Source organism: Streptomyces sp. NPDC058291, from assembly GCF_042880855.1.
In the GTDB taxonomy this organism is placed as follows: Bacteria; Actinomycetota; Actinomycetes; order Streptomycetales; family Streptomycetaceae; genus Streptomyces.
The window spans coordinates 151,342-169,113 of record NZ_JBHVYK010000004.1; the positions used below are offsets into that span (position 1 = coordinate 151,342).

The following is a 17,772-nucleotide window of genomic DNA, read 5'->3' on the forward strand; positions in this document are numbered from 1 at the left end:
GCCGCCCCGCCGTTGCCTACAGTGATGCGGTGACCCAGTCCGCGACGCCTGCCGCGTATCTCCGATTCCCGCACCTGCACGGCGAGTGGGTGACCTTCGCCGCCGAGGACGACGTGTGGCTCGCGCCGCTCGACGGCGGCCGCGCCTGGCGGGTCAGCGCCGACAACGCGCCGGTCTCCCTGCCGCGCATCTCGCCCGACGGCGCCACCGTCGCCTGGACCTCGACCCGCGACGGCGCCCCCGAGGTGCACATCGCCCCCGTCGACGGCGGCCCCTCGACCCGGCTGACGTACTGGGGGAGCTGGCAGACCCGGGTGCGCGGCTGGACGCCGGACGGCCGGGTCCTGGCCGTGAGCAGCCATGACCAGGCCACCCTGCGCCGCACCTGGGCCCGCGCCGTCCCCGTCGACGGCGGGCCCGCGAAGACCCTGCCCTACGGGCCGGTCGGAGCCGTCGCCCACGGTCCGCACACCGTGCTGCTGTCCGCGCCGATGGGCCGCGAGGCCGCCCACTGGAAGCGCTACCGGGGCGGCACGGCGGGCAAGCTGTGGATCGACCGGGACGGCGACGGGGAGTTCGTCCGGCTCCACGAGGACCTCGACGGCAACATCGAGTACCCGGTGTGGGCGGGCGACCGGATCGCGTTCCTCTCCGACCACGAGGGCGTCGGCGCGCTGTACTCGTCCCTCGCCGACGGCTCCGACCTGCGCCGGCACACCCCGGACGGGGGAGGCTTCTACGCCCGCCAGGCCGCCGGCGACGGCGCCCGCATCGTGTACATGTCCGCGGGCGAGCTGTGGCTGCTCGACGACCTCGACGGCGCCGAACCGCGCCGCCTCGACGTCCGCCTCGGCGGCCAGCGCGCCGACCGCCGCCCCCATCCGGTCGCCGCCTCGCACTGGCTGGGCGGGGCCGCCCCCGACCACACCGCGCGCGGCAGCGTCGTGGAGGTGCGCGGGGCCGTCCACTGGATCACCCACCGCTCCGGGCCCGCCCGGGTGCTCGCCGCGCAGCCGGGCGTGCGCGCCCGGCTGCCGCGCGCCTTCCGCACCGAGGGCGAGGAGTGGGCGGTCTGGGTCACGGACGCGGAGGGCGAGGACGCGCTGGAGTTCGCCCCCGCCACCGGCCGGGCCCCGGGCGCCACCCCGCGCCGGCTCGCCGCCGGACGCCTCGGCCGGGTCCTGGAGCTCGCGATGGCGCCCGACGGCAGCCGGGCCGCCGTCGCCGCGCACGACGGGCGGCTGCTGCTCGTCGAGCGGGAGACCGGCGAGGTCCGGGAGGTCGACGCCAGCCCCGACGGCGAGGTGTCCGACCTGGTCTTCTCGCCCGACTCGGCCTGGCTGGCCTGGTCCCACCCCGGTCCGCGCCCGCTCAGCCAGCTCAAGCTCGCCAACGTCACCGACCTGTCGGTCACCGAGGCCACCCCGCTGCGCTTCCGGGACTACGCGCCCGCGTTCACCCTCGACGGCAAGCACCTCGCGTTCCTCTCCACCCGCGCCTTCGACCCGGTCTACGACCAGCACGTCTTCGACCTCTCCTTCGTGGCCGGCGCCCGCCCGCACCTCATCACCCTCGCGGCGACCACCCCGTCCCCCTTCGGCCCGCAGCGGCACGGCAGGCCGTTCGAGGCGCCCGACAAGGAGGAGACGCCCGACAGCGAGGGCATCCCGACCACCCGCATCGACCTCGAAGGCCTCGCCGACCGGATAGTCCCCTTCCCGGTCGAGGCGGGCCGGTACTCGGGGCTCGCGGCGGCCAAGGACGGCGTCCTCTGGCTGCGGCACCCGGTCCGCGGCGTTCTCGGCGCCTCCCGGGCCACCCCGGACGACCCGGACCCGCACACCGAGCTGGAGCGCTACGACCTCGCCCAGCAGCGCTTCGAGCACCTCGCCGCCGACGCCGACGGCTTCGAGGTCAGCGGGGACGGCAAGCGGCTGCTGCTGTGGACCGACGGCAAGCTCAAGGTCGTGCCCAGCGACCGCCGCGCCTCCGGCGACGAGGACGGCGACGGCAACGTCACCGTCGACCTCGGCCGGATCCGCCGGGTCGTCGACCCCGCCGCCGAGTGGCGGCAGATGTACGACGAGAACGGCCGCATCATGCGGGACAACTTCTGGCGGCCGGATCTCGGCGGCGTCGACTGGGACGGCGTCCTCGACCGCTACCGGCCCGTGCTGGAGCGGGTCGCGACCCACGACGACCTCGTCGACCTGCTCTGGGAGGTGCACGGCGAGCTCGGCACCTCGCACGCCTACGTCGTGCCGCGCGGCGGCCACCGCCGGGGCGCCCGGCAGGGACTGCTGGGCGCGGACGTCTCCCGTCACGAGGACGGCAGCTGGCGCATCGACCGCGTCCTGCCCTCGGAGACCTCCGACCCCGACGCCCGCTCCCCGCTCGCCGCGCCCGGCGTGGCGGTGCGGGCCGGCGACGCGATCCTCGCCGTCGGCGGACAGCCCGTCGACCCGGTCACCGGGCCCGGCCCGCTGCTCGTCGGCGCCGCGGGCAAGGTCGTCGAGCTGACGATCTCGCCGTCCGGCGGGGGCGAGCCCCGGCATGCCGTCGTCGTGCCCGTCGCGGACGAGGAGGCGCTGCGCTACCACGCGTGGGTCGCGGACCGGCGGGCGTACGTGCACGAGGCCTCGGGCGGGCGGCTGGGGTATCTGCACGTGCCCGACATGCAGGCGCCGGGGTGGGCCCAGATCCACCGGGACCTGCGGGTCGAGGTCGCGCGCGAGGGGCTGATCGTGGACGTGCGGGAGAACCGGGGCGGGCACACCTCCCAGCTCGTCGTGGAGAAGCTGGCCCGGCGGATCGTCGGCTGGGACGTGCCGCGCGGCGTGCGGGCGTCCAGCTATCCGGAGGACGCGCCCCGGGGACCCGTCGTCGCCGTCGCCAACGAGTTCTCCGGGTCCGACGGGGACATCGTCAACGCGGCGATCAAGGCGCTCGGGATCGGGCCGGTGGTGGGCACGCGCACCTGGGGCGGGACGGTCGGGATCGACAGCCGCTACCGGCTGGTCGACGGGACGCTCGTCACCCAGCCCAAGTACGCGATCTGGCTGGAGGGCTACGGGTGGGGCGTGGAGAACCACGGCGTCGATCCGGACGTCGAGGTGGTCTGCGCGCCACAGGACCACGCGGCCGGGCGGGACGTCCAGCTGGACGAGGCGATCTCGCTGGCCCTGGCCGCGCTGCAGGAGACGCCGGCGAAGACGCCGCCCGTTCTGCCGTGAGGCGGCGGAGCCGGCGGGCGGGGGCCTTGGTTACGATGCCCCGCAAGAGATCACCGGCCAGAAGGAGAACCGCATGGCAGGGGAACCGCAGGACGACTGCCTGTTCTGCAAGGTCGTCTCGGGCACGATCCCCGCGACGATCGTGCGGGAGACCGCGACGACCGTCGCCTTCCGGGACATCAACCCGCAGGCGCCCACCCACGTCCTGGTGATCCCGAAGGCGCACTACCAGGACGCCGCCGCCCTGGCCGCCGGCGCGCCGGAGCTCGCCGCCGACGTCCTGCGCGAGACGCGGGTGGTCGCGGAGGAGGAGAAGCTGGAGAGCTACCGCATCGTCTTCAACACCGGCGCCGGCGCCGGGCAGACGGTCTGGCACGCCCACGCGCACGTCCTCGGCGGCCGCGGTCTGCACTGGCCCCCCGGCTAGGCCGTCGTGTCCGTACGCGAACTGGTGGTCCTCGGCACCGCCAGCCAGGTCCCCACCCGGCACCGCAACCACAACGGCTACTTCCTGCGCTGGGACGGCGAAGGCGTCCTCTTCGACCCGGGCGAGGGCACCCAGCGCCAGATGGTGCGGGCCGGGGTCGCCGCGCACGACATCGACCGGATCTGCGTCACCCACTTCCACGGGGACCACTCCCTCGGCCTGGCCGGCGTCATCCAGCGGATCAACCTCGACCAGGTCCCGCATCCGGTCACCGCGCACTACCCGCGCTCCGGGCAGCGCTTCTTCGACCGGTTGCGCTACTCCACCGCCTACCGCGAGACCGTCGGCGTCACCGAGGCCCCCGTCGACGCGGACGGGGTCCTCGCCACCGCCGCCTCCTACCGTCTGGAAGCCGCCCTGCTCTCGCACCCGGTGGAGTCCTACGGCTACCGGATCATCGAGCCCGACGGCCGCCGCATCCTGCCCGAGCTGCTGGCCGCGCACGGTGTGCGAGGGCCGGACGTGGGGCGGATCCAGCGGGAGGGCTCCCTCGGCGGGGTGTCGCTGGACGACGTCAGCGAGGTGCGGCGCGGACAGCGGTTCGCGTTCGTCATGGACACCCGGCTGTGCGAGGGGGTGCACGCGCTCGCCGAGGGCGCCGACCTGCTCGTCATCGAGTCGACCTTCCTCGACGAGGACGAGCGGCTCGCCGTCGACCACGGGCATCTGACCGCGGGTCAGGCCGCGCGGGCGGCGCGGGAGGCGGGCGTGCGGCATCTGGTCCTCACCCACTTCAGCCAGCGGTACTCCGACCCCGAGGAGTTCGAGCGGCAGGCGCGGGCCGCCGGCTTCGAGGGCGAGCTGACCGTGGCGCACGACCTGCAACGGGTGCCGGTTCCGAAACGACGCTGAAGCGGTCGTACGATGCTTTGATGCCCCTCCCCAAAGCTGAACTTCACCTGCACATCGAAGGCACCCTGGAGCCCGAGCTGGCTTTCGAGCTGGCCGCCCGCAACGGGGTCCGGCTGCCGTACGCCGACACGGAGGCGCTCCGCGAGGCGTACCGGTTCGAGGACCTGCAGTCCTTCCTGAACCTGTACTACGAGCTGATGGCGGTCCTGCGCACCGAACGGGACTTCGAGGATCTCGCGAACGCCTATCTCGCCCGCGCGGCCGCCCAGGGTGTGCGGCATGCGGAGATCTTCTTCGACCCGCAGGCGCACCTCGCCCGGGGTGTGAGCATGGGCACGGTCGTGGACGGGTTGTGGCGTGCGCTGGGCGACAGCGAGGCCGTCCACGGGGTCTCCGCCCGGCTGATCCTCTGCTTCCTGCGCGACGAGTCGGCGGAGTCGGCCCTGCGGACGCTGGACGCGGCCAAGCCCTACCTCGACCGGATCATCGGCATCGGCCTGGACTCCGCCGAGGTCGGGCACCCGCCGGTGAAGTTCCGCGCGGTGTACGAGGCCGCGGCCGCGCTCGGGCTGCGGCGCGTGGCACACGCCGGTGAGGAGGGACCTCCGGAGTACATCACCGAGGCCCTGGACGTCCTCGGCGTCGAGCGCGTCGACCACGGGCTGCGGTGCATGGAGGACCCGGCGCTGGTGGAGCGGCTGGTGCGGGAGCGGATCCCGCTGACCCTGTGCCCGCTGTCCAACGTGCGGCTGCGCACCGTCGACGCCCTCGCCGACCACCCGCTGCCGGCCATGCTCGACGCGGGGCTGGTCTGCACCGTCAACTCCGACGACCCCGCCTACTTCGGCGGTTACGTCGGCGACAACTTCGACGCCGTGGGCAAGAGCCTCGGCCTGGACGAGGAGCGGCTGCGCGAGCTGGCCCGCAACTCCTTCGTCGCCTCCTTCCTGGAGGACGACGAGGAGCGCCGGGCGCGGTGTCTCGCCGAGGTGGACGCCTACACCTTCTGACCGGGCCCCGACCGGAGTCCGCCGTCAGTTTCCCGGCCCCGGCCCGGGCGCGACGCCCGCGGGCCGGGGACCCGCCGTGTCGTACGCGCCCTGGACGGGCGGGGCGGGGGCCTGCACCGGGATCTCGACCACCGCGACCGGCTGCTGCGCGGCGGCGCCGCCCCGCCGGCGGACCCCGCCCGTGAGCGAGGGACGTCCGCCCGTGCCCAGCGCACGTCCGCCCGTGTGCAGGGCGACGGCCGTCATCGGCACGGCGACGACGAGCAGTCCCGCCCCCAGCACCATGCCCATCACCGGGAACCCGGCCCGCGCGCAGAGCACGCTCCCGGTCAGCGGCCCGGCCGCCGTCCCGAGCGAGGACGCCGATCCGACGAGCACCGCCCAGCGGCCGCGCCGGTCGAGCGAGGCGGCCAGCCCGATCAGGTACGACAGCACGATCGGGTACAGGGCGTTCCAGGCGATCTCGCCGGCCGCGAAGCTCACCGGCCCGGTCGCCGACGCGCTGGCGACGACGCACACCGCGATCAGCACGGTCCCGACGCCGACGGGCGCCGCCCGCCCCAGTCGCGCCCCGAGCGCGCTCGCGCCCAGCACACCCATGAGCCCGGCTCCCAGGGCCACCGCGAAGACGACGCCGACGGCGGCCTCGGACAGCCGGGCCTGGGTCAGGCCGATGCGTCCGCTGACGCCCCACAGGGAGTTCTGGACCAGGGACCAGCAGGGCATCGCGGCGGCCAGGACGAGGCCCGAGCGCAGGTGGGGAAGCGGGTCGCGGTCCTCGGCGCGGGGGCGCGCGGTCGCGGTGCGGTCGGGCAGCCGGCCGGTCAGCGGCCACACCGCCAGCGCGGTGAGCGCGATCGCGGCCAGCGGCTGCCCGTGCCCCGCGCCCAGGTGCGGGACCGTCAGGTACACGGCGCCCGCGAGCGCGGAGACCGCGAGCAGGCCCAGCGTCGAGGTGCGGTGCGGGTCGGGCTGGGCGGCGATCCGGGTGGCGGCGACCGTGGTGACGGCGCCGGAGCCCAGGCCGCCGAGGACAGCGCCCGCCACCACGGCCGGCACGTCACCGGCGAGGGCGGCGCCGCCGTAGCCGAGGACGGCGAGGGCCAGTCCGAGGCGGGCGAGCCGGCGGGCGCCGATCCGCTCCACGCGGGAGGCGAGCAGGAAACCGGCGCAGGCCGAGCCGAGCAGCAGCGCGCTGCCGACGGCGCCGGCCCGGGTGGCGGACAGCGGGAGTCCGGCGTCCAGCCGGCCGACCACGGTCGGCAGCAGATAGGGGGCGAGGTAGCCGGCCGCGAAAAGGGCGACGACGGGCCAGGGCACGGTGGGGCGAGGGGCGGACACGGGCGTTCCAGGGCGTGCGAAAGGGGCGGCTCGAGAAGGGGGTTGGGCGCCGACCGTCGACGGACAGGAACGCGCGGGCCATTTGTATCAAGCACGTGGTGCGAGAAGAAGCCCGGGGCGGGTGATCCGGATCACTCGGCGTTTGGAGCCGGGAAAGCCGGGTAGAGGTGCGCGCTAACGCCAGTCGGGGCCGCCGCCGGAGCGGGGTGCCGCGGCCTCGATCCGGACCCTGATCTCCCGCATCACCGCGACGATCCTCGCCTCGTGCTCCGGGGTCAGCCGGGCCACCGGCACCGAGCAGCTGATCGCGTCCTGGGCGGGGACGTCGTAGCGCAGGGCGAAGCCGAAGCCCACGATGCCGAGGACGCCCTCCTCACGGTCCACGGAGTGCCCGCGCGCCCGCACCCCGGCGAGGTCGGCCAGCAGGGCCCGGCGGCTGGTGAGGGAGTGCGGGGTGAACGCCTCGTACGGGCCCTCGGGCAGTTCCTCGTCCGGCCGTTGCGCCAGCAGGGCCTTGCCGAGCGCGCCGACGTGCGCCGGGAGCCGCCGTCCCACCCGGCTGATGGTGCGCAGGTATTCGTGCGACTCGCGCGTCGCCAGGTACGCCACTCCGCGGCCGTCCAGCCGCCCCAGGTGGATCGTCTCGCCCAGCGCCTCGGACGCCTCGTCGAGGTAGGGGCGCACCAACCGGACGCGCGGGTCGGAGTCGAGGTAGCTCGTGCCGGTCAGCAGGGCGTGGATGCCGATGCCGTAGAGGGACCCGGTGACGTCCGTGCGCACCCAGCCCCGGCCGATCAGGGTCTGCAGCAGCGCGTACATCGAGCTGCGCGGGACCTTCAGCTCGTCGGCCAGCTCCTGCAGCCGGGCCGGCCGGTCAGCGCGCGCCGCGAGCAGTTCCAGCAGCTCGACCGTGCGCGCCGCGGACTTCACCTCGCGGACGCCCCCTGTCTCCGACATGAGCCGATCGTAAGGGCCGGGCCGGTGACATTGACGGGCGGCGTTCGTGTATCTAACCTCCATCTTCATACATGGATGTCGTCTACATAGGGAGATAGCGAGGGTGAGCCTCGAAGAAGACCCGGCCGGGAGCACCGTCCGGGACACGGTCCGACGCCTGAGGGAGGGGATGGCCCAGGGCGTGCTGTCCTTCCCGCTCACCAGCTTCCACGACGACGGCTCCCTCGACCCCGACGGCTTCCGCGCCCATGTCGCGGCCCAGATCGCCACCGCCCCCGGCGCCGTCTTCCCCGCCTGCGGCACCGGCGAGTTCTTCTCCCTCGACGAGGACGAGTACCGGCGGACCGTGACGATCGCCGTCGAGGAGGCCGCCGGCCGCCTGCCCGTCGTCGCCGGCGTCGGCTACGGCTGGGCCCAGGCCGCCCGCTTCGCCCGCATCGCCGAACAGGCCGGCGCCGACGCCCTCCTCGTCCTGCCGCACTACCTCGTCGCCGCACCGCAGGACGGCCTGGTCGCCCAGCTGGAACAGATCGCCGCCCGCACCCGGCTGCCGCTGATCGCCTACCAGCGCGGCCAGGTCGCCCTGACAGCGGCGTCCTTGCGGCGCATCGCCCGCATCCCGAACGTCATCGGCCTCAAGGACGGCCACAGCGACCTCGACCGCCTCCAGCGCCTCACCCTCGCCGCGCCCGAGGACTTCCTCTTCTTCAACGGCGCCGCCACCGCCGAGATCCAGGCCCGCGCCTACGCCACCGTCGGCGTCCCCGCCTACTCCTCCGCCGTCCACGCCTTCGCCCCCGAGATCGCGGACGCCTTCTTCGCCGCCCTGCGCGACGGCGACGACCCGACGGTGCACCGGCTGCTGCGCGACTTCTACGTTCCGCTCGTCGAGCTCCGCGACCGCGTGCCGGGCTACGCCGTGTCCCTGGTGAAGGCGGCGGCCCGGCTGCGCGGCCGCCCGGTCGGACCGGTCCGCGCCCCGCTCACCGAGCCCTCGCCCGCAGACCTGGCCGAGCTCACGACCCTCCTGACCGCCGGCCTCGACCTCGTGGGAGCCGCCCTGTGAACCCCGACCTGACGATCACGGACGTCCGCCTGACCCCGATCCTGGTCGCCGACCCGCCCCTGCTCAACACCCAGGGCGTGCACCAGCCGTACACCCCCCGGCTCATCGTGGAGATCGAGACGGCGGACGGGATCACCGGTGTCGGCGAGACCTACGGCGACACCAAGTACCTGGAACTCGCCCGCCCGCTCGCGAACCGGCTGACCGGCCGCCGGATCAGCGACCTGAACGCCCTGTTCACCATCGCCGACGACGTCGCCGTCGACGGATCCCGGATCTCCGCCCAGGTGGACGTGGGCGGACTGCGCGGCGTCCAGACCGCCGACAAACTGCGCCTGTCGGTCGTCTCCGCCTTCGAGGTCGCCTGCCTCGACGCCCTCGGCAAGGCGCTCGGCCTGCCCGTGCACGCGCTGCTCGGCGGCAAGGTGCGCGACGCCGTCGAGTACAGCGCCTACCTCTTCTACAAGTGGGCCGGCCACCCCGCGGGCGTGCCCGCCGAGAAGGACGACTGGGGCGCCGCCCTCGACCCGGCCGGAGTCGTCGAGCAGGCCCGCCGCTTCACGGAGCGCTACGGCTTCACCTCCTTCAAGCTCAAGGGCGGGGTCTTCCCGCCCGACGAGGAGATCGCCGCCGTACGGGCCCTCGCCGAGGCGTTCCCCGGCCGTCCCCTGCGGCTCGACCCCAACGGCGCCTGGTCCGTGCCCACCTCGCTGAAGGTCGCCCGCGAGATCGGCGGCCTCCTCGAATACCTGGAGGACCCCGCCCTCGGCACCTCCGCCATGGCCGAGGTCGCCGCGCGGACCGACGTGCCGCTCGCCACCAACATGTGCGTGACCACGTTCGCCGAGATCGAGGAGGCCTTCGCGCGCGACGCCGTCCAGGTCGTCCTGTGCGACCACCACTACTGGGGCGGCCTGCGCAACACCCGCGAACTGGCCGCCGTCTGCCGCACCTTCGGCGTCGGGGTCTCCATGCACTCCAACACCCACCTCGGGATCTCCCTGGCGGCGATGACCCACGTCGCCTCCACCGTCCCGAACCTCCACCACGCCTGCGACTCCCACTATCCCTGGCAGTCCGAGGACGTCCTCACCGAGCGGCTCGCCTTCGTCGACGGCAAGGTCGCCGTCTCCGACACGCCCGGCCTCGGCGTCGAACTCGACCGGGACAGACTGGACTTCCTCCACCGGCGCTGGCTGGACGACGACGGATCGCTGCGCGAGCGCGACGACGCGGTCGCCATGCGCGTCGCGGAACCGGGGTGGGTCACGCCGTCCGTCCCCCGCTGGTGACCGGCCGGCGCCCACCCTCACCCTGACGCTCTCCGTGACGCCGGGCCCGACGCCGACGGGCCCGGCCCGACCCGGCCTGCCCGGCAGGGCGCACCCGGCGTGACCACCGCAGCCGTCGGTCCTGACGCTCTCCGTGGACGCCCGGCCCGACGCCGACGGACCCGGCCCGCCCGGCAGGGCGCACCCGGCGTGACCACCGCAGCGGTCGGTCCTGACGCTCCCCGTGGACGCCCGGCCCGACGCCGACGGACCCGGCCCGCCCGGCGCGGCGCACCCGGCGTGACGCACCGCCGCCGTCGGTGGCGTGGTGCACACTGGCCAGATCGGCACCACGTCAGGGAGCGCACCGTGACCGCGTCATACGCGTCCGTCGGAGAGGGACACCACCGCCACACCGGCCAGAACCGCCCGGCCGCCCGGGTCGACCCGCTGGCCGCCCGGCGCGCCCCCGACGATCCGCCCTGGGACGTCTACCTCACCGGGGACGTCTTCCTCGACATCGTCTTCACCGGGCTCGACTCGGCCCCGGTGCGCGGGACCGAGTCCTGGGCGCGCGGCATGGGGTCCAGCCCCGGCGGCGTCGCCAACATGGCCACCGCGCTCGCCCGCCTCGGCCTGCGCACCTCGCTGGCCGCAGCCTTCGGCGACGACCACTACGGCGAGTACTGCTGGGACGCGCTCGAACACGGCGAGGGCATCGACCTCAGCACCTCGCGCACGGTCCCCGGCTGGCACTCCTCGGTCACCGTCTCCATGGCGTACGAGGGGGAGCGCACCATGGTCTCGCACGGCCACGAGCCGCCCCCCGAGGAGCCGGCGCCCGAGTTCCCGCCGCACGCCCGCGCCGCCGTCGCCTCCCTCACCCCCGGCAGACGCGCCCCCTGGATCGCCCAGGCCGCGAGCCGGGGCACCCGTGTCTTCGCCGACGTCGGCTGGGACGACACCGGCGCCTGGGACCTGGCCGGCCTCGCCGACCTGGAGCACTGCGAGGCCTTCCTGCCGAACGCGGAGGAGGCCATGCGCTACACCGGCGCCGACTGCCCCCGCGCCGCCGCCCACGCCCTCACCGAGCACGTGCCGCTCGCGGTCGTCACCCTCGGTGCGGAGGGCGCGTACGCGGTCGACCGGCGGACCGGCGAGTCCGCCGAGGTCCCGGCCATCGCCGTGGAGGCCCTCGACCCCACCGGCGCCGGGGACGTCTTCGTGGCCGGCTTCGTCGCCGGCACCCTGGCGGAGTGGCCGCTCGCCGACCGGCTCGCCTTCGCCGGCCTCACCGCCGCCCTCTCCGTCCAGGAGTTCGGCGGCTCGCTCTCCGCCCCCGGCTGGTCCGAGATCGCCGCCTGGTGGCGCAAGGTCCAGTCGGTGCAGGGCCAGGACCCCGAGGCACTGCACCGGTACGCGTTCCTGGACAGGCTGCTGCCGGCGCTGCTCCCGGAGGCGGAGGAGGCCGCCCCGTGGCCGCTGCGCAGGGCCGTTCCGACGATCGGTTTCGGCCGTTCGGCATAGTCGCCTGGGCATGACAAAACCGCTAGGGCGTTGTCAGCGCCCTGGCGTACTCTTGAACTCGCCAGGCCGCCCTCGTGGCAGGCGAGACGCATCCGGGAGGACGTAAAGGCCCTCGGGCCGGTCTATGACTGAGACACCTGCAGCTCAGACGCCCGCGCAGGGCAAGGCGAGAGCACAGTTCACCGTTCCCGCCCAGCACCCCATGGTGACCGTGCTGGGATCCGGCGACTCCCTTCTGCGCGTGATCGAGACGGCCTTCCCGGCGGCCGACATCCACGTCCGGGGCAATGAGATCAGCGCGACGGGCGACCCACGGGAAGTCGTCCTCATCCAGCGCCTGTTCGACGAGATGATGCTGGTGCTCCGCACCGGGCAGCCGATGACGGAGGACGCAGTGGAACGCTCGATCGCCATGCTGCGGGCGAGTGAGAACGGGACGAACGACGGCCAGGAGACCCCGGCCGAGGTTCTCACGCAGAACATCCTGTCCTCGCGCGGCCGCACCATCAGACCCAAGACCCTCAACCAGAAGCGGTACGTCGACGCGATCGACAAGCACACGATCGTCTTCGGCATCGGCCCCGCGGGCACCGGCAAGACCTACCTGGCCATGGCCAAGGCGGTCCAGGCCCTGCAGTCCAAGCAGGTCAACCGCATCATCCTGACCCGCCCGGCGGTCGAGGCCGGCGAGCGCCTGGGCTTCCTGCCCGGCACCCTCTACGAGAAGATCGACCCCTACCTGCGCCCCCTGTACGACGCCCTGCACGACATGCTGGACCCGGACTCGATCCCGAAGCTGATGGCCGCGGGAACGATCGAGGTCGCGCCGCTGGCGTACATGAGGGGTCGCACGCTCAATGATGCTTTCATCATCCTGGACGAGGCCCAGAACACGAGTCCCGAGCAGATGAAGATGTTCCTCACCCGGCTCGGCTTCGACTCGAAGATCGTGATCACGGGTGACGTGACGCAGGTCGACCTGCCGGGCGGCACCAAGTCGGGTCTGCGGCAGGTTCAGGACATCCTCGAAGGCCTCGACGACGTGTACTTCTCCCGCCTGTCGTCCCAGGACGTCGTCCGGCACAAGCTGGTCGGCCGTATCGTCGACGCGTACGAGAAGTACGACAGCGATAACGGTACGGAGAACGGCACCCACAAGGGCGGCCGCAACAAGCGGAAGTAGACAAACCAGCACCATGTCGATCGACGTCAACAACGAGTCCGGAACCGAGGTCGACGAGCAGGCGATCCTCGATGTCGCCCGCTACGCGCTCGCGCGGATGCGCATCCACCCGCTCTCCGAGCTCTCGGTGATCGTCGTGGACGCCGACGCCATGGAGCAGTTGCACATCCAGTGGATGGACCTGCCCGGCCCCACGGATGTCATGTCCTTCCCGATGGACGAGCTGCGGCCCCCGTCGAAGGACGACGACGAGCCGCCGCAGGGCCTCCTCGGCGACATCGTGCTGTGTCCCGAGGTCGCCGCCCGGCAGGGCACGGAGGCGCCGACGCGGCACTCCATGGACGAGGAGCTCCAGCTGCTCACCGTCCACGGGGTGCTGCACCTGCTGGGGTACGACCACGAGGAGCCCGACGAGAAGGCCGAGATGTTCGGTCTGCAGGCCGCCATCGTGGACGGCTGGCGTGCGGAGAAGGGCCTGACCGGCCCCTCGCCGGCCCCGACCGTCTCATGAGTCCCACGCTCGTCGCCGGCGCGATCGCCCTGGTCGTCGTCGCCTGGCTCGCCGCCTGCGCGGAGGCGGGCCTCGCGCGCGTCTCCAGCTTCCGCGCCGAGGAGGCCGTGCGTTCCGGGCGGCGGGGCAGCGCCAAGCTCGCGCAGATCGCCGCCGACCCCACCCGCTACCTCAACGTGGCGCTGCTGGTACGGGTGGCCTGCGAGATGGCCGCCGCCGCGCTGGTCACCTACGCGTGTCTGCGGCAGATCGACGGCACGACCCCCGCGCTGTTGGCGGCGATCGGCGTGATGGTCCTCGTCTCGTACGTCGCCGTCGGCGTGTCCCCGCGGACCATCGGTCGCCAGCACCCGCTGAACACCGCGACGGCGGCCGCGTACGTGCTGCTCCCGCTGGCCCGGATCATGGGCCCTATCCCGTCGCTGCTGATCCTCATCGGCAACGCGCTGACGCCCGGCAAGGGCTTCCGCCGCGGCCCCTTCGCCTCCGAGGCGGAGCTGCGCGCGCTGGTCGACCTCGCCGAGAAGGAGTCGCTGATCGAGGACGACGAGCGCCGCATGGTGCACTCGGTCTTCGAACTGGGCGACACCCTCGTCCGGGAGGTCATGGTCCCGCGGACCGACCTCGTCGTCATCGAGCGCTACAAGACCATCCGCCAGGCCCTCACCCTCGCCCTGCGCTCGGGCTTCTCCCGCATACCCGTGACCGGCGAGAACGAGGACGACATCGTCGGCATCGTGTATCTGAAGGACCTGGTCCGCAAGACGCACATCAGCCGGGACGCCGAGGGCGAACTCGTGTCGACGGCCATGCGGCCCGCCGTGTTCGTGCCCGACACCAAGAACGCCGGCGACCTGCTGCGCGAGATGCAGCGGGACCGCAACCACGTCGCCGTCGTGATCGACGAGTACGGCGGCACGGCCGGGATCGTGACCATCGAGGACATCCTGGAGGAGATCGTCGGCGAGATCACCGACGAGTACGACCGCGAGCTGCCGCCCGTGGAGGAGCTCGGCGACGACCGCTACCGGGTCACCGCCCGTCTCGACATCACCGACCTGGGCGAGCTGTACGGCCTGGAGGAGTACGACGACGAGGACGTGGAGACCGTCGGCGGGCTGCTCGCCAAGGCCCTGGGCCGGGTGCCCATCGCCGGCGCCTCCTCCGGTGTCGAACTGCCAGACGGGCGCAAGCTGCGGCTGACGGCGGAGGCCGCGGCCGGCCGCCGCAACAAGATCGTGACGGTGCTGGTGGAGCCGGTGGACCCGGCGGATCCGCCGGCGAAGGAGACGAGTCCCGCGTGACGCCCGACCAACTGCGCGCCTTCTGCCTGTCCTTCAACGAGGCCACCGAGGAGTTCCCCTTCCGGCCGGAGGTCTCGGTGTTCAAGGTCCTCGGCAAGATGTTCGCGCTGAGCGGGACCGGCGAGCGGCCCTTGAGGGTCAACCTCAAGTGCGACCCCGAGGACGCGGTCCGGCTGCGCGCCGAACACCCGGGCCTGATCGACCCCGGCTACCACATGAACAAACGGCACTGGAACACGGTCACGGTGGACGGCGGCCTCCCGGACCGGCTGGTCAGGGAGCTGATCGAGGACTCCTACGACCTGGTGGTGGCGGGCCTGCCGCGCAGCGAACGGCTGCGCCTGGACCGGCCGTGACGCGGCGCCGCCCGGTTCGGCAGGACCTACCCCTCGTCCGGGCGGGCGGGCCGGTTCTTCGTATGCTCGGGGCATGACCGACAGCAACGCGCTCGACCCCGAGGACCGCAAGATCGTCACCCTGGCCCGTTCCGCGCGGGCCCGCAACGGTGTGCCCGAGGGCGCCGCCGTACGCGACGACACGGGACGCACGTACGTCGCCGCGACGGTGGAGCTGCCGTCCCTGCGGCTGAGCGCGTTGCGCACGGCGGTGGCGATGGCGGTGGCCTCCGGCGCGCGGTCGCTGGAGGCTGCGGCGGTGGTGACGACGTCGGAGGCGGCCGCCGAGGACGATCTCGCCGCCGTGCGGGATCTCGGCGGGCCGGGGACGCCGGTGCTGCTGGCCGCACCGGACGGGACGGTCCGGCTGACCCTCTCCGCCGGCTGACCCTCAGCCGCCGGCCGAGCGCCGTAACTAGGCCGGAATTCGGCCTTGCCGTGACCCGGTCCGTCCCGCGTCAATGAGACCGTAAGTTTCCGACGGACCGTCAGATCCACCCCCCACCGGCACCGGTGTCCGCACCCACCCGTCCCGTTCTCGGCCGTCCGTCTCCCCACATCCGGGAAGGAGCCGGAAACATCATGAGAGGCAAACGAATCGGATCAGGTGCGGCACTGCTGGCCGGGACCCTCGCGGTCACCGGGCTGGCGCTGGCGCCCTCCGCCGCCGCCGTCACGCCGACGGCGGCGACCACGACCGCGAACTGCGGTCTCTTCGGCGGCGGCGCCGCCACCCTCACGGCCACCCAGAGCGGCACCGCGGCCACCCTCACTCTCTCGTCCACCGCGATCACCGCGCCGATCCCGATCGGCGCGAACAGCATCAGCTCGACGCTCACCATGGCGAACTCGACCGGCGCCGCCCGGGTCTTCAGCGGCACCGTGAACCCCGCCATGGCCACCGGCGCCCCGATCGTGGTCGGGCCGCTCAACGGGACCGTCGCCGCCGGTGACCGCCTCGACTTCTACAAGGGCTCCCTGAGGATGGTCGTCTTCGGGATCACCGTCACCTGTACGGCCTCCGGGCCCCAGTCGCCCGGACCGTTCGCGTTCTGATCGACAACTTCCGGGAACAGTGCCGTCGGGCCGTCAGTTCTTCTGCTGCAGCAGAAAACTGACGGCTCATCAGTTGGCCTCGCCGTCTCTGTTGACTTCTCGTGCGATCCGCATCTCAATGCCCCCTGTGGGCGCAGAAGAGCCGCTGCGCCCGCACTCCCCGGAGGAGGGGGCAACCATGGCTTCACCCCGAAGTTCCCGAAGTTCCCGAAGTTCCCGAAGACGGCGCTGGGCATCGCTGCTCGCGGTCACCGCGCTCGCGGTCACCGCGGGCGGGGCGCTGGCGTGTCCCGCCGGCGCCGCGACCGACGTCAGCTTCCCCACGCACTGCATCCCGCCGGCGATCGCGGGCCTCCCGCCGATCGACGGCACCACCACCGCGAAGATCACGGTGGACAACGCCAGTCCCCGGGTCGGCGACACCGTCGCGGTCACCTACACGGTGATCACACCCGCCGCCAACAACCCCACCGACCTGGCCCTGCCGGCCGACATCATGACCCCGACGGGCAAGGTCGCCCTCGGGGGCGCGCAGACCGGCAGCGTCACCGTCACGGGCCCGAAGAAGAACGAACCGGTGCCCGGCAAGGGCGTCTTCCCGTCGTTCTCGATGACCGGTTCCTTCACCGTCACCACGCCCGGCGCGATCACCCTCTCGCCCGGCGACTACAACATCCACACCAGTTACATCCTGGAACTGGACACGCCCTGCACGGTGACCAACCCGCCGGCCCCGGTGTCGGAGACGGTCACGGCGGCCGACAACCCGCCCGCCAACACCCGTGCCATCTCGCTGGGTTCGGCATCCGGCAGTCCGGGCGCGGCCGTGGCCGTCACCGGCAGCGGCTTCACCGCGGGCGCGTCGGTCACGCTGGCCGGGCGCTCCGCCTCCGCCCAGACAGCGGACACGGCGACCGTGACCGCGGACGCCCAGGGCAGGATCTCGGGCTCGCTCGTCGTCAACGACCTCACCACGACCGGTGTGGTGGCGTACGAGGGCGGCGCCTGGAGCTCGGACCTCGGCGCCGGGCCGGTCGCGTACGTCGTGCTCGACGACCAGCCCGTGCCGGCGGGCAGCCAGAAGGTGACCGCCACGGTCCGGGCCGGCACGCTGTCGATGTCCCAGGCCGGGGACTCCGTCCAGCTGTCCGCGGTGCAGTTCGGCCAGGGCGGCGCCTCGACCGGAGCCCTGCAGACCGTCACCGTCAAGGACTTCCGCGGCGGTCCCGCGGGCTGGTCCCTGACCGGCAAGGTCACCGACTTCAGCGGCCCCGGCGCCAAGATCGACGCCGGCAAGCTGAGCTGGGCGCCCGTGTGCGCGACCAAGGCGGGCAGCCCGAGCACCTGTCAGGCCGGTTCGGCGGGCACCGTCGGCGCCTCGGGGGCGACCCTGGCGTCCACGCCCGACGGCACGGCCACCGGCGGCGAGTTCACCGCCGACGCGCAACTGTCCCTCGACGTACCGGCGTTCACGCCTGCGGGCAGCTACGCCGGCGTCCTGACCCTCACGCTGACCTGAGCGTAGGCATCATCTCCACCGGTGGCCGGGCGCCCACCCCACAGGGGTCCGCACCCGCCC

At 73.4% G+C, this 17,772-nt stretch carries 16 protein-coding genes; 14 read left to right on the plus strand and 2 right to left on the minus strand.

Annotated features, from left to right (window positions below):
• Positions 1–29: 29 nt before the first annotated feature.
• The 4 genes from ACFVYK_RS03675 to ACFVYK_RS03690 all read left to right on the plus strand — a co-directional run bounded on the left by ACFVYK_RS03675 (position 30) and on the right by ACFVYK_RS03690 (position 5,582).
• Positions 30–3,233, plus strand: a complete 3,204-nt coding sequence (locus ACFVYK_RS03675; RefSeq protein ID WP_389768055.1) for a S41 family peptidase — start codon at positions 30–32, stop codon at positions 3,231–3,233.
• A gap of 73 nt (positions 3,234–3,306) precedes the next feature.
• Positions 3,307–3,660: an HIT domain-containing protein gene (locus tag ACFVYK_RS03680; protein WP_389768057.1), complete on the plus strand. Its 354-nt coding sequence runs from the start codon at positions 3,307–3,309 to the stop codon at positions 3,658–3,660.
• A gap of 6 nt (positions 3,661–3,666) precedes the next feature.
• The gene (locus tag ACFVYK_RS03685) at positions 3,667–4,572 is read left to right on the plus strand and encodes a ribonuclease Z (RefSeq protein WP_389768059.1); all 906 of its coding nucleotides are present in this window, start codon (positions 3,667–3,669) and stop codon (positions 4,570–4,572) included.
• Between the two features lie 20 nt (positions 4,573–4,592).
• Positions 4,593–5,582, plus strand: a complete 990-nt coding sequence (locus tag ACFVYK_RS03690; protein ID WP_389768061.1) for an adenosine deaminase — start codon at positions 4,593–4,595, stop codon at positions 5,580–5,582.
• A 24-nt stretch (positions 5,583–5,606) separates the two neighbouring features.
• Here the strand turns inward: ACFVYK_RS03690 and ACFVYK_RS03695 are convergent, their stop codons facing one another.
• Together ACFVYK_RS03695 and ACFVYK_RS03700 are read right to left on the minus strand one after the other, a co-directional pair.
• Complete coding sequence (locus tag ACFVYK_RS03695) at positions 5,607–6,923, minus strand: MFS transporter (RefSeq protein ID WP_389768063.1); 1,317 nt, start codon at positions 6,921–6,923, stop codon at positions 5,607–5,609.
• A 174-nt stretch (positions 6,924–7,097) separates the two neighbouring features.
• Positions 7,098–7,880: an IclR family transcriptional regulator gene (locus tag ACFVYK_RS03700; protein WP_389768065.1), complete on the minus strand. Its 783-nt coding sequence runs from the start codon at positions 7,878–7,880 to the stop codon at positions 7,098–7,100.
• A 169-nt stretch (positions 7,881–8,049) separates the two neighbouring features.
• On the opposite strand from ACFVYK_RS03700, the gene ACFVYK_RS03705 reads away from it, so the two are divergent.
• The 10 genes from ACFVYK_RS03705 to ACFVYK_RS03750 all read left to right on the plus strand — a co-directional run bounded on the left by ACFVYK_RS03705 (position 8,050) and on the right by ACFVYK_RS03750 (position 17,712).
• Positions 8,050–8,946 (plus strand): 5-dehydro-4-deoxyglucarate dehydratase, encoded by an 897-nt coding sequence (locus tag ACFVYK_RS03705; protein ID WP_389768109.1) that lies wholly within the window; start codon positions 8,050–8,052, stop codon positions 8,944–8,946.
• Complete coding sequence (locus tag ACFVYK_RS03710; protein WP_389768067.1) at positions 8,943–10,238, plus strand: glucarate dehydratase family protein; 1,296 nt, start codon at positions 8,943–8,945, stop codon at positions 10,236–10,238. Before ACFVYK_RS03705 ends, ACFVYK_RS03710 begins: the two co-directional genes overlap by 4 nt.
• Before the next feature lie 348 nt (positions 10,239–10,586).
• Positions 10,587–11,744, plus strand: coding sequence for a carbohydrate kinase family protein (locus ACFVYK_RS03715; RefSeq protein ID WP_389768069.1), 1,158 nt, complete (start codon positions 10,587–10,589; stop codon positions 11,742–11,744).
• A gap of 124 nt (positions 11,745–11,868) precedes the next feature.
• Complete coding sequence (locus tag ACFVYK_RS03720) at positions 11,869–12,927, plus strand: PhoH family protein (RefSeq protein WP_389768071.1); 1,059 nt, start codon at positions 11,869–11,871, stop codon at positions 12,925–12,927.
• A gap of 13 nt (positions 12,928–12,940) precedes the next feature.
• The gene (gene ybeY / locus ACFVYK_RS03725) at positions 12,941–13,438 is read left to right on the plus strand and encodes an rRNA maturation RNase YbeY (RefSeq protein ID WP_389768073.1); all 498 of its coding nucleotides are present in this window, start codon (positions 12,941–12,943) and stop codon (positions 13,436–13,438) included.
• Positions 13,435–14,742 carry a hemolysin family protein gene (locus ACFVYK_RS03730; RefSeq protein ID WP_389768075.1) on the plus strand — a complete coding sequence of 436 codons (1,308 nt, stop codon included), beginning with the start codon at positions 13,435–13,437 and terminating at the stop codon, positions 14,740–14,742. The genes ybeY and ACFVYK_RS03730 overlap by 4 nt, the downstream gene beginning before the upstream one ends.
• A complete protein-coding gene (locus ACFVYK_RS03735; protein WP_389768077.1) occupies positions 14,739–15,098 on the plus strand; it encodes an MmcQ/YjbR family DNA-binding protein in 360 nt (119 codons plus the stop codon). The genes ACFVYK_RS03730 and ACFVYK_RS03735 overlap by 4 nt, the downstream gene beginning before the upstream one ends.
• A gap of 73 nt (positions 15,099–15,171) precedes the next feature.
• Complete coding sequence (locus ACFVYK_RS03740; protein ID WP_389768079.1) at positions 15,172–15,525, plus strand: cytidine deaminase; 354 nt, start codon at positions 15,172–15,174, stop codon at positions 15,523–15,525.
• Positions 15,526–15,719: 194 nt separating this feature from the next.
• Entirely contained in the window at positions 15,720–16,193 is a 474-nt protein-coding gene (locus ACFVYK_RS03745) for a hypothetical protein (RefSeq protein ID WP_389768081.1), read from the plus strand.
• 178 nt (positions 16,194–16,371) lie between these two features.
• Positions 16,372–17,712: a beta-xylosidase gene (locus tag ACFVYK_RS03750; RefSeq protein ID WP_389768083.1), complete on the plus strand. Its 1,341-nt coding sequence runs from the start codon at positions 16,372–16,374 to the stop codon at positions 17,710–17,712.
• Positions 17,713–17,772 lie beyond the last annotated feature (60 nt).